This window comes from Pseudoalteromonas sp. S327 (assembly GCF_005886415.1).
GTDB lineage: Bacteria > Pseudomonadota > Gammaproteobacteria > Enterobacterales > Alteromonadaceae > Pseudoalteromonas > Pseudoalteromonas atlantica.
The window spans coordinates 1-12,189 of sequence record NZ_PNDP01000102.1 but is presented as its reverse complement, the minus strand read 5'-3'; the positions used below and the strand labels follow the sequence as shown (position 1 = coordinate 12,189).

Sequence of the window (12,189 nt, the reverse complement as noted above, 5' to 3'; positions counted from 1 at the left end):
CATTATGTGCCTCGATAGCTCAGTTGGTAGAGCAGAGGATTGAAAATCCTCGTGTCCCTGGTTCGATTCCGGGTCGAGGCACCATTTATATTAAAGCCCTGCATACACATGCGGGGCTTTTTTTTGCTTAAAATTTATTATGGACAAAACAGTCCATATTAATTGGGTATATCCTCTCTTTTTCTCCCTTGTTTGCATGCGCATAATTACCTCATCAAAAGGTTAGGTGCTGTTATTACTCACTCCATTTACTCACTCAATATGATTGATTTAAGTAATAAAGTGCAGGGTACCTTTAGCCCTAATAACGCCAATCCGCAATAATACTTAATCATTTTGCGGGGCTAAACGTGTCACTACCGGCGTTAAAAGTTCCTATTTAGAACAACTAAATAGCGGCTTTTTTGCCTAGCTATCAGCACGTTTTTCAAGCCTCAAAATAGATCACTTAATTAAGCGTATTGGTATAAGTAATTTAAAGCTGGAGCTAATTATGATCACGCAAATTGTTAAGTTTGATATTAAAGACGAGCACATCGCACAATTTAAAGCGCTACTAGAAGAAGACAAGCAAGGCGCTAAAGCCGAAACAGGTCTTATAGAGATGCGTTTATATCAGGATAAAAACGAGCCAGGCGTCTTTTTTGCTTATGAGCGTTTTGAAGATCAAAATGCAGTTGATTACCATGGCGCACAAGATTACACACAAACGTTATTAAGTGCGTTGGCTGAAATCAGCCAATCGGCGCCACAGGTCATGTTATTAGAAGATACAATGCCAGCTCCGCTGCATGAGCGTAATACAAAAGTTGTTAACCCTGAAGATGACATATGTATTGTGTTTTTTATTTTTAAGATTAAGCCAAGTTTTAAAAATAAAGTCATTGAGCGTTTCGAAACTCATGTAACGCAAACGCGCAGCCAGGAGCCTGGTAACTTAGTGTTTGATTTATATAGTATTGAAAATAACGACGATACATTAGTTGTTTATGAACATTGGCGCAGTGAATCTGCGTTGTGGGATATTCACTTTAAACAGCCGTACGCAGTAAAAACAAGCGAATTATTAGCGCAAGCAGTTGTTGGCGATATGCAGCAATATATGAGCTTCGTTAAAGAAATTTAAAGGCTTGTGTTTAACAACATTACTTATCCCATTTAGCAAATAGTGTATTACACGCTATTTGCTTTTTTGTATAAATACCCTCCAAATTCCCTGCCGGTTTTTATAATAACTGACTATTATGTTAATTCATCGCAACGTATGTAATGTTATGTAAAGTAAGTTGAGCAAAATTTGCCAAAGTGCTTGAATTACATTCATAAATGGCAGTAATTTAGGTTAACTATGATTTGGCAAACTAAGCCAACTTTATTGGCTCTTAGCTTGGTATTGTTGAGCGGCTGTGCGGGTACGCTAAACCCTCAGCAGCGCGAGCAAGCACCCAGCGACATTGCAGCGACATGGCAACATGGTTTAGCACAAAATGCACTTGCAGTAGATCAGCAATGGCTGCAAACCTTAGAAAACCCTTACATCGAAAACCTTGTTAATAAGGCACTAAATAATAATCAGGCCTTGTTACAAAGTGCCTACGATGTACAAATACAAAAGCAGCAATTAATAATTTCAGGCTCTGCGCTTTGGCCCGATCTTGATTTATCTGCGCAAACTAGGCGCAGTAAAGACAATAGACCTGTAAGTTATGATAATGCCAGCTCCGTCACTTTAGAGCTAAGCTATGAAGTAGATGTGTGGGGTAAGTTATCTGATGCTAAACGCCAAGCCAACCTAAACTACTTGGCGGAACAAGCTAGTTTTGAGCAAGCTAAGCAGCAATTGGTGGCCAATGTTGTCACTGGCTGGTTTGATTTAGTAACCGCCCAGCAGTTACTCGATTTATATAAACGCCGAGAAGAAAACGCACAGCAAAACTTAGATATTATTGAATCGGGCTACCGCCAAGGTATTAATGAAGCACTCGATGTATATTTAGCCCGTAATGAGCTTAATAACGAGCGTACGCGTATTGCTAATCAACAAGCCACGCTTGTAAGCGCCTCGCGTTCTTTAGAGCGTTTATTAGGCGGTTACCCCAAAGGCGATATATCAGCAGAGGTTGAACTGCCTGTTTTTCTTTCGCCAATTAATACCGGTATTCCCTCTGAGCTAATTACACGCAAGCCTCAATTGCGCGCAAGCTGGTACCAGTTATTAGCAAGCGACGCAGGCCTAGCCTATGCCCATAAACAGCGTTTCCCTAGTTTAAACTTATCAGCAAGCGTGAGTGATAGCACCGATAGAGTGAGCGATTTATTCTCGCCATCAAGCTTAGCGTGGTCTTTATTAGGCAGTATTTCTGCGCCAATATTTAATGGTGGCCAGCTAAAAGCAAATGAAGAAGTAGCACGCTTAAATGCACAAAAACAAGAGCAAGTATATTTAGATACCTTGTACGATGCATTCAGCGATGTTGAAAACGCAATTACTCAGCAGCAATCCTTGCAAGCCAGTTATAAAAGCACGCTAGAGGCGCAAGAAAACGCCCTTGCAGCAGAGCAACTGTCGTTTGAGCAGTACCAAAGCGGCTTAGTAACTTACACTACTGTGCTTGATGCCCAGTCCCGCTCTTTTGATGCGCAAAGCTCACTCATTGAAACAAAAAACCAGCTAATTGCTAACCGAATAAACCTATACGTTGCCCTTGGCGGCGATTTTAACGCCCCAACAAGCGAACCTAAGAGCAATAACGATGAAAACTAAATCAGCAAAACTTTTAATCCCAGCCGTAGTGGTGGTGGCCACCATTTTAATTGTTATGTTTATTAAGGGTAATCCACCTGAAGCAAAACGTTTTGGCTCACCTCCTAAAGCCACGGTGAGCGTATCGGTAAAAAAGATTGAACCACAAGACTACTTAATTTTTATTGATAGCTATGGCACGGTAAAGCCGCGTACTCAAAGTTTGTTAGTTGCTCAAGCATCTGGGCAAATTAATAAAGTAAGTGATGATTTTAGAGAGGGCGGTTTTTTTGAAAAAGGCGATGTACTGCTACAGCTAGACGATAGAGATCATCAAGCTGAGGTTAAATCGGCGCAAGCAGCATTACTTACTGCAGAGCAAAGTTTGTTAGAAGAAAAAGCCCGCGGCCAACAAGCAATTACTGATTGGAAGCGTTTAGGCGGCTCATCTCAAGCGAACAGCTTAGTACTTCGCGAGCCCCAACTAGCGGCTGCACAAGCACAAGTACTTTCAGCACAAGCCGCACTTGAAAAAGCACAGCTTGATTTAGAGCGCACCCAAATTACAGCGCCTTACGCTGGGCGTGTGCTTAGTCGTAATGTAGACCTTGGCCAAGTGGTAAGCGAAAACACAGAACTTGCAACTATTTATGCCATAGACAGCGTTGAAGTGCGCTTACCAATTAAAAATAAAGACCTTTCGTATATTAGTTTGCCAGAGCAATACAGAGATGGCAGTAAAAACCAAGCCGGCTCACTCGTTAAGTTTAAATCTGACTTAGTGGGCGAGCAAACATGGCAAGGGCAAATAATACGTACTGAAGGCGCTATCGATGAAGGTGCACAGCAATTGTATATTGTTGCGCAAATAAATGACCCTTACAAAGCCACGGCTAATAACCAATACCCAATTAAAATTGGGCAATACATCACTGCGCAAATTAGCGGTAAAACAGTGCCTGATGCGTTAATAATCCCTAATAGTACTATTTACCAAGGCAGCTACGTGTATGTGGTTGAAGAGGGGCTGCTAAAGCGTAAAAATATTACGCTTGCATGGCAAAATGCTACACAAGCTATGGTAAAAACAGGCCTCAATCCAGGCGATAAGTTAGTAATTACACCGCTTGGGCAAGTAAGTTCAGGCACAGCAGTAAGCATTTTAGGCGAAACCGATACGCAAAATATGCGAGCAAAAGGCCCAAATGGCGCAGGCAAAGGTAAGCGTCCATCGCGTGAGCAGCTAGAAAAAAAAGCGCAAGAAATGGGAGTTAGTGTTGAAGAGCTAATACAAAAACGCCGCGCTGCACAAGGAGATAAGCCATGATTGCTTGGTTTACAAAAAACCATGTAGCAGCCAATTTATTGCTTATTACGTTACTGCTATCGGGTTTATTTAGTTTATCGAGTCAAATACCGCTTGAGGTGTTTCCATCGTTTGAAACAGATCGCATAAGTGTAAGCGTTACTTTGCGCGGCTCAACCCCTGAGGATGTAGAGCAAGGGGTTACCATTCGAATAGAAGAAGCCGTTCAAGATTTAGAAGGTATAGAGCAAATTTCTAGCCGCTCATCAGAGGGCTCTGCGTCGGTAACTATAGAAGTAGAAAGTGGCTACGACCCGCGCGAATTATTAGCCGATATAAAAAGCCGTGTAGATGCTATAAACACTTTTCCGGCCGATGCTGAAAAGCCCATTGTGGCGCTTGCCGAGCGAAAACGCGAAGTAATAGCTGTTACCGTAGCGAGCGATTACGGTGAAAAAGAAACCTTAGAATACGCCGAGCAAGTACGCGACGATATTTTACGCCTTCCTAATGTTACGCAGGTTGAGCTAAGTGGTGTACGCGATTACGAGCTCGCCATAGAAGTAAGCCAAGATACACTTCGCCAATACAACTTAACCCTTGCGCAAATATCTACCGCTGTGGCTAAGTCGAGCTCTGATATTTCGGCTGGTAATTTAAAAACAGAAGGGGGCGATGTACTTATAAGCTCAAAAGGGCAAGCTTACCGAAAAGATGAATTTGCAAACATTGTAGTTAAAAATCAGAGCGACGGTACAGTAATACGCTTAGGTGATATAGCAAACATTAATGATGACTTTGAAGAGACCCCGGTACGTACACGCTTTAATGGTAAACAAGCCGCCTTTATAGATGTATACCGCATAGGGCCGCAAAGTGCGATAGATGTCGCAGATGATGTAAAAAACTACATAGAGTCTAAGCAAAGCTCGTTACCACAAGGTTTTGAATTAAGTTACTGGGATGACGACTCTCAAGTTGTAAAAAGCCGTATTGCTACGCTAACCAGCAGCGCCCTACAAGGGGGCATTTTAGTACTGGCTTTGCTAACTTTATTTTTACGCCCAGCCATCGCATTTTGGGTGTTTATTGGTATTCCTGTTTCGTTTATGGGCGCATTTATTGCGATGCCTATTTTTGGTGTAACCCTTAATATTATGAGCTTATTTGGCTTTATTTTAGTACTGGGTATTGTGGTGGATGACGCCATAGTAACGGGGGAGAACGTTTATACTCATTTAAAAACCGCAGAGTCGGGCGAACAAGCTGCCATTTTAGGCACGCAAGAAGTAGCAACACCAGTTACCTTTGGGGTACTAACAACCGTAGCGGCTTTTTTACCTTTAGCGTTTATTGAAGGCGCGCGGGGTGCCTTGTTTGCACAAATTCCGGTGGTGGTTATTCCGGTATTACTGTTCTCGTTAATTGAGTCTAAGTTTGTGCTGCCAGCTCATTTAAAGTACATAAAACTACGTAATCAAAAAACAAAATCATCAAAGCTTGAAGTACTTCAGCAGCGTTTTGCAGACGGATTTGAAAGCGCTATTTTAAAATACTATCAGCCTATTTTAGCTAAAGCATTGCGCTATAAATTAGCGACGGTGAGTTTGTTTGTTGGTGTGTTTTTTATAATTTTAACTTTAATAACCAGTGGGTGGACTAAGTTTGTATTTTTTCCGCGTATCCCAAGCGAAACCGTACGAGTAACATTAACCTTGCCAACAGGCACGCCGTTTGAAGTTACCAATAAGTATGTAATGGATATGTCGCAAAAAGCGCAGTTATTGCAAGACAAATACCGCGATGAAGATACCGGCGAAAGCGTTATATTAAATATTTTAGCCTCAACCGGTGGGCGTGGTGGCGCGTCTAACTCAGGCAGTGTGCGCTTTGAAATAACCCCTGCAGAGAGCCGCGACTCAGACATTGGCTCACGCGAGCTGGTAAGTGAGTGGCGCGATTTAATAGGAATTATTCCTGGCGCCGAAAGCGTAACCTTTAGGGCCGAAATAGGACGCAGCTCAGACCCTATAGATGTGCAGCTAAGTGGTACATCGCTCGATACGTTACAAAAAATTGCCGAAAGCGTTAAAGCGCGCTTAAGTACTTACCCAACCGTATTTGATATTGCCGATAGCATGTCTGATGGTAAAGAAGAGTTGCAAATAGAGCTTACCGAGCAAGGCTTTGCTTTGGGCTTAAACCGAGTTGATGTAGCAAACCAAGTACGTAACTCGTTTTTTGGCTCGCAGGTGCAGCGTATTCAACGCGGGCGTGACGATGTACGCGTTATGGTACGCCTACCTATTGAAGAGCGCCGCTCTGTAGCCGACTTACAAAATATACTTATTACTACGCCTACGGGCGGCTCGGTGCCACTTTCGCATGTAGCTACATTAATTGCAGGGCAAAGCCCATCTACGATTAACCGAATAGACCGCTACCGCACACTTAACGTGACTGCCGACATAGAAAAAAGCAATACCAACATGACCGCGCTGCAAGCCGACCTAACTGAGTATTTAGATGAATTAATGCAGCAATACCCAGGTGTTGATTACAAGCTAGAAGGTGAAGCTAAAGAGCAAAGAGAGTCGTTTGGCTCGCTTGCTTGGGCATTGTTATTTGTATTTTTTATTATTTACTCACTATTAGCTATACCGCTTAAATCGTACATGCAGCCAATTATTGTAATGAGCGTTATTCCGTTTGGCATGATAGGCGCTGTAATAGGGCACTGGGTTATGGGGATGGAGTTAACCATTATGAGCTTACTTGGTATGTTGGCACTTATTGGTGTGGTGGTTAACGATTCACTTGTGTTGGTCGACTTTATTAATAAAAAACGCAGTGAAGGCGGCAAAATTATTGATGCGGTTAAACTTGCAGGGGCTGCACGTTTTCGCCCAGTAATGCTCACAAGTTTAACCACCTTTATTGGTTTAATGCCGCTACTATTTGAAAAGGCGACACAAGCACAGTTTTTAATTCCAATGGCAGTAAGCCTTGGCTTTGGTATTGTGTTTGCTACGTTTATTACGCTTATATTAGTGCCAGTAAACTATATGCTGATGGAGCGTTTTCAAAGCTGGTTTAGATAAATAACGAAATGTGTTCTAGGACTAAGCTGTGGTTGATTAATATCAATTGCAGCTTTTTTTTGCTAAAAATTTATAAAGGTAATAAAGGGTATTTAAAAACAGGGGAGTAGCAAAAAATGCAAAAACAGAAAAATAAGAAAAGTGTTCCCCAAGCGTGCGGTGTCCGGCGTCAGTCCTGAAACCAGAAGGTTTCAGGGCGGAAAGCTGCGGTCTACCGTAGGCTTCTCGGTACATGCCGAGCTTGCACAATAGTAGACGAACAGAAATCCTGGTATAAAATTTATCGGCTCAGGGACTTAACCAAACTCCGGCACCCCAGGGAACAAGTTCAGTATATAAGACATAATCCATTCCTTAAACCCCAAACGTAAAAAATTGAACCGTTCGAGCAGTTTTTGCCCGCTGGTAACTCGCTATTTACTTATCATGCTACTTTTTGAGCAGGATCATACAATTAATTGGAGTTGCTTTTTATCGAGTGGTAGCATTGCCTTAACTAGCAAAGCGAAGATATAAACATGAGCGACTTACCAGATTACCAAAAAGCCCAGCTGCTTTTAGAAAAAAACGAAATTTTTGTCTCACCGGCAGAAGCGCACGGCGTAATTAGTGGATTACTAGCGTGTGGTTTAAGTATTGATGACAAAGAATACTTAGGCCTATTAAGCGATGTATTTAATGATGGCCAAGCGTTTAGCAACGACCTAAAGCAGTTTTTTGGCACCATTTATAAGCAAGTGGTAGCAAGTTTTAACGATGAAGCTTTTGCGTTCGATTTATTTTTACCAAGCGATGATGAAACACTCATCGATCAAGCCAATGGCCTCGTATCATGGGTTGCAGGGTTTATGCTTGGATTTGGTTTAAAGCAAAAAGATTACGGTAAGTTATCGGCAGATGTAAAAGAAGTTATTAGCGATTTTAGCGAAATTACACGCCTAGATACCATGTTTGACGAAACCGAAGAAGACAGCCAAGCCCTGCATGAAGTGATTGAATATGTACGTGTATCGGCATTGCTTTGTTTTGCCGAGCTTGGCAAAGAAAAAGCACCTAAAAAAACACTACATTAATCTAAATAAAACGGGTTGTTAAAGTATGGTTGAAATACAGAAGTCAGAATTTAAAGCACGCCGTGAGCGTTTACTTGCGAAAATGGATGCAAATAGTGTGGCCATTATTCCTGCGGCCAGTGAAGTAACTCGTAGCCGCGATACGGAATATGCATTTAGACAAGACAGCGACTTTTTTTACTTAACCGGCTTTAACGAACCCGATGCCGTTTTAGTGCTGTGTAATAACAGCGATACGCCAAGTACGTTATTTTGTCTTGATAAAGATAAACTGGCCGAAATTTGGCACGGCCGCAGAATTGGCTTCGAAAAAGCTAAAAATGAGTACTTATTCGACGAAACTTACGCATTAAGTGAGCTAACTGAACAATTATTAGATTTGGTTAACGGTCAGCAGATTTTATTTTATGCACAAGGCGCTTACCCAAGTTTTGATACCAAAGTATTTACCTTGTTAAACACACTTCGCAGCGCGCCTAAAAAAGGCTATCAGGCACCGAGTACGATAAAAGATGTGCGTGCTCTTATTCACGAAATGCGCTTGTTTAAATCGCCAAGCGAAGTAAACATTATGCGTGAAGGCTGCGAAATAAGTGCCCGTGGGCATATGCGTGCAATGCGTTATTCGCACCCTGGTGCTACAGAGTTTCAGCTAGAGGCAGAGCTGCATCATCATTATGCAATGAACGGAGCCCCGCACCCAGCGTACGGCACCATTGTTGGCAGTGGCGATAACGCTAATATTTTGCACTACACGCAAAATAGCGATGTGCTAAAAGATGGCGACCTAGTATTAATTGACTCAGGGTGTGAGTTACAAGGTTACGCTGCCGATATTACGCGTACTTTTCCGGTTAATGGCAAGTTTAGCGAACCTCAAGCCGCGCTTTATAACATTGTACTTAAAGCCCAAGAAGTGGCTTTTGAAGAAGTTAAACCCGGCGGGTTTATGTCGCATGCCAATAAACGTGCAATGGAAGTAATGACTCAAGGATTACTTGATTTAGGTATTTTAACCGGCGACCTTGATGAGCTAATGGCAAAAGGTGCCTGTAAAGAATATTACATGCACGGTCTTGGCCACTGGTTAGGCCTTGATGTTCACGATGTAGGCGATTACAAACAAAACAACGTTGAGCGCGCATTTGAGCCAGGCATGGTGTTAACCATAGAGCCTGGGCTTTACATTAGTGAAGATTCAAACGCACCGCCGCAATATAAAGGCATTGGTATTCGTATCGAAGATAATTTACTTATTACTGAGTCAGGGCATGAAAACCTCACCTTGAGTGTGCCTAAAACCATAAACGATATAGAAGCACTTATGCAAAGTGCAAAAAGCGCATAAGCTTGGAGAAATAAAGTGGCTAAGCAGTTTGATGTCGTTGTTATTGGGGGCGGGCTTGCAGGGGCAAGTTGTGCGCTAAGCATTGCTAAAACAAACCCTTCACTCGCTATTGCGGTAGTAGAAGCAAACCAAGTAACGGGCGATTACCACCCAAGTTTTGACGACAGAAGTATTGCCCTTGCACAGCAGTCGGTTGAGTATTTACAGCAGTTAAATTTATTTGAGCCACGTGCGCCATACACAGCAGCAATAAAAAAAGTAAGCGTGTCGGATCGTGGTCACTTTGGTAAAGCACATATTAGTTGCGACGAGTTTGCTAAACCGTCATTAGGTTACGTGGTTGAGGTAAACCCGTTTGGCCGCGCACTGTATCAGCGTTTAACGCAAGCGAGTATTGCACTTTATTGCCCCGATAGCGTAAGCGCTATTAAGCAAAGCCTAAACAGTAATGAGGTTACTTTACAAAGCGGCGAGCAACTTAATACTAAGCTACTGGTTATTGCCGATGGTGCGCAATCTCCAACCCGTAACTTACTGGGTTTAGGCTTTAATACTCAGCCCTATGAACAAGGCGCTATTATAGCCAATGTTGAAGTAGCAGGCGGGCATAACAACCATGCGTATGAGCGCTTTACCGAGCACGGCCCTATGGCGCTTTTACCAATGAGCAATAGCCGTTATTCATTAGTGTGGTGCATGAAGCAACAGCACGTTGAGCAGCATACAGCCTTAAACGAAAATGATTTTTTAAACGCACTGCAAAGTGCATTTGGTTATCGGGCAGGGCAATTTACAAAAGTGGGCACACGCACAAGCTACCCGCTAGTATATGGCCAAGCTGAATCATTAACAGCGCATCGTACGGTAGTCATTGGTAACGCTGCTCATGCTATTCATCCCATTGCAGGGCAGGGCTTTAATTTAGGCCTGCGTGATGTACAAGTACTTAGTAATTTAATTGCAACAAGTAAAAACGAGTTAGGCAGTTATGCGTTTACCCGTGAGTATTCACAAAAGCGTAGCAGCGATATAAATACCGTAATGAGTTTAACCGACGCACTGGTTAGGCTTTTTTCAAACTCGTCACGGGTATTAGCGCTTGGGCGCAGCATTGGGCTTTTCTCAATGGATTTATTTCCCGCATTAAAAGCACCGTTGGCCAAGCAGCTAATGGGGCAAGTTAAACAAGGTACACGTTTATGAAGCAAGCACAGGTTTGTATAGTGGGTGGTGGCTGCGTAGGCTTAACCCTCGCGTTAGGACTCGCTAAAGCCAATGTAAGTGTTGTGGTGCTAGAGGCCGCGCCAAAGCAATTACCGCCAAGTGATGAATACGCCTTGCGGGTAAGTGCGCTGAGTATTGCAAGCCAAAACCTGTTTGAGCAATTAAACGTATGGCCACACATAATGGCAGAGCGAGCGTGTGCCTATACGCATATGGACGTACGCGACGCCGACAGCTTTGGTAAAATAACCTTTAATAACGAGCAACTTGAGCTTGAACACTTAGGCCATATAGTTGAAAACGATATTATTCGTTTTGCACTTATAAAAGAGCTAGAGCAACACCCCACTGCCACACTGATGTTTGATACTGAGTATCAACAAATACACCAAAGTGAGTCCGACGTATTTATAACCCTTAAAAGCGGTGAGCCTATTATTGCTAAGCTGCTGGTGGCGGCCGATGGCGCAAATTCGGCTATTCGTAAACAATTTAATATGGCGCTAAGCTTTAAAGATTACGACCATCATGCATTGGTTGCTACGGTTAAAACCAAAGAGCCACACGCAAACACCGCACGCCAAGTGTTTTTACCAACTGGGCCACTGGCATTTTTACCCCTTAGCGATGACAACACCCATTCTATTGTGTGGTCTACCAGCCCTAATCATTGCGATGAATTGCTAGCAATGGACGACACTACTTTTAATAAAGCTGTAATGGCAGCCATAGATGGCCAATGCGGGCTGTGTGAAGTGCAAAGTAAACGCGCAGCATTTCCACTTAAAATGCGCTACGCCCAGCAATGGGTAAGTGGCAAAGTGGTATTAATGGGTGATGCAGCGCACACCATTCACCCACTTGCAGGGCTTGGTATGAACCTAGGCCTAAAAGACGCCGCGTATTTAATTGAGCTACTGACAAGTGATAGTAAAGAGTTTGCGAGTACCCGTACACTTCGCGATTACGAGCGCACCCGCAAGCTCGACGCGCAAAAGCACATAGCCATGATGCAAGGGCTTAAAGAGTTATTTGAAGGAGCCAACCCGGTTAAAAAGCTGATACGTGGAGTCGGGCTGTCACTCGTTGATAACCTAGGCCCAATAAAACACCTGTTCGCCAAAGAAGCGATAGGCAAATAACGTAGGTTGGGAAGAGCGAAGCGAAACCCAACGTATAAAGTAAAGTAGTTAGTTTTTAGCTATCAGCTTTCAGTAAAGAAAAACCGATGTTTAGGTAAAACATCGGTTTTTGTTTTTAAGTGGCTTTAAACAGATTAAAAGCTGCGCTTTTCACGCGAGCAAGCTTTGCGTTTACACACAAACCCAACGCACTTATCGTAATTCTGCTTGTTGATATAAAGCGAACGCATATTTGATCTGACTCCATAAAAG

At 42.9% G+C, this 12,189-nt stretch carries 8 protein-coding genes, 1 tRNA gene and 1 other RNA gene; 9 read left to right on the top strand and 1 reads right to left on the bottom strand.

The annotated features are described in order from the left end of the window. The first annotated feature begins 8 nt into the window (after nucleotides 1–8). The 5 genes from CWB60_RS20315 (at nucleotide 9) to CWB60_RS20295 (ending at nucleotide 7,150) form a co-directional block, all read left to right on the top strand. A tRNA-Phe gene (locus tag CWB60_RS20315) sits at nucleotides 9–84 on the top strand. A gap of 409 nt (nucleotides 85–493) precedes the next feature. Beyond that, complete coding sequence (locus CWB60_RS20310; protein WP_138580031.1) at nucleotides 494–1,126, top strand: putative quinol monooxygenase; 633 nt, start codon at nucleotides 494–496, stop codon at nucleotides 1,124–1,126. A 222-nt stretch (nucleotides 1,127–1,348) separates the two neighbouring features. Further along, entirely contained in the window at nucleotides 1,349–2,764 is a 1,416-nt protein-coding gene (locus tag CWB60_RS20305) for a TolC family protein (protein ID WP_138580032.1), read from the top strand. Continuing rightward, nucleotides 2,754–4,070 carry an efflux RND transporter periplasmic adaptor subunit gene (locus tag CWB60_RS20300; RefSeq protein WP_138580033.1) on the top strand — a complete coding sequence of 439 codons (1,317 nt, stop codon included), beginning with the start codon at nucleotides 2,754–2,756 and terminating at the stop codon, nucleotides 4,068–4,070. Before CWB60_RS20305 ends, CWB60_RS20300 begins: the two co-directional genes overlap by 11 nt. After that, nucleotides 4,067–7,150: an efflux RND transporter permease subunit gene (locus tag CWB60_RS20295; protein ID WP_138580034.1), complete on the top strand. Its 3,084-nt coding sequence runs from the start codon at nucleotides 4,067–4,069 to the stop codon at nucleotides 7,148–7,150. The genes CWB60_RS20300 and CWB60_RS20295 overlap by 4 nt, the downstream gene beginning before the upstream one ends. Before the next feature lie 141 nt (nucleotides 7,151–7,291). Here CWB60_RS20295 and ssrS read toward each other — a convergent pair. Continuing rightward, a non-coding RNA gene (gene ssrS / locus CWB60_RS20290) (6S RNA) lies at nucleotides 7,292–7,475 on the bottom strand. A gap of 193 nt (nucleotides 7,476–7,668) precedes the next feature. Here ssrS and CWB60_RS20285 point away from each other — a divergent pair. From CWB60_RS20285 to CWB60_RS20270, 4 genes are read left to right on the top strand one after another with little or no spacing between them, the layout of a single operon-like run. Further along, nucleotides 7,669–8,223 carry a UPF0149 family protein gene (locus CWB60_RS20285; protein ID WP_004589599.1) on the top strand — a complete coding sequence of 185 codons (555 nt, stop codon included), beginning with the start codon at nucleotides 7,669–7,671 and terminating at the stop codon, nucleotides 8,221–8,223. A gap of 25 nt (nucleotides 8,224–8,248) precedes the next feature. Then, nucleotides 8,249–9,571, top strand: a complete 1,323-nt coding sequence (pepP, locus tag CWB60_RS20280; RefSeq protein ID WP_138580035.1) for a Xaa-Pro aminopeptidase — start codon at nucleotides 8,249–8,251, stop codon at nucleotides 9,569–9,571. 15 nt (nucleotides 9,572–9,586) lie between these two features. After that, nucleotides 9,587–10,774, top strand: coding sequence for a 2-octaprenyl-6-methoxyphenyl hydroxylase (gene ubiH, locus CWB60_RS20275; RefSeq protein ID WP_138580036.1), 1,188 nt, complete (start codon nucleotides 9,587–9,589; stop codon nucleotides 10,772–10,774). After that, on the top strand, nucleotides 10,771–11,937 hold the full coding sequence (locus tag CWB60_RS20270) for an FAD-dependent monooxygenase (RefSeq protein ID WP_138580037.1): 1,167 nt from the start codon (nucleotides 10,771–10,773) through the stop codon (nucleotides 11,935–11,937). Before ubiH ends, CWB60_RS20270 begins: the two co-directional genes overlap by 4 nt. The last annotated feature ends 252 nt before the right edge of the window (nucleotides 11,938–12,189 follow it).

Excerpts from the sequence above, each read along its gene's own strand:
- pepP (WP_138580035.1), top strand. The coding sequence starts at position 8,249 with ATGGTTGAAATACAGAAGTCAGAATTTAAAGCACGCCGTGAGCGTTTA.
- CWB60_RS20295 (WP_138580034.1), top strand. The coding sequence starts at position 4,067 with ATGATTGCTTGGTTTACAAAAAACCATGTAGCAGCCAATTTATTGCTT.
- CWB60_RS20300 (WP_138580033.1), top strand. The coding sequence starts at position 2,754 with ATGAAAACTAAATCAGCAAAACTTTTAATCCCAGCCGTAGTGGTGGTG.
- CWB60_RS20310 (WP_138580031.1), top strand. The coding sequence starts at position 494 with ATGATCACGCAAATTGTTAAGTTTGATATTAAAGACGAGCACATCGCA.
- CWB60_RS20270 (WP_138580037.1), top strand. The coding sequence starts at position 10,771 with ATGAAGCAAGCACAGGTTTGTATAGTGGGTGGTGGCTGCGTAGGCTTA.
- CWB60_RS20305 (WP_138580032.1), top strand. The coding sequence starts at position 1,349 with ATGATTTGGCAAACTAAGCCAACTTTATTGGCTCTTAGCTTGGTATTG.
- CWB60_RS20285 (WP_004589599.1), top strand. The coding sequence starts at position 7,669 with ATGAGCGACTTACCAGATTACCAAAAAGCCCAGCTGCTTTTAGAAAAA.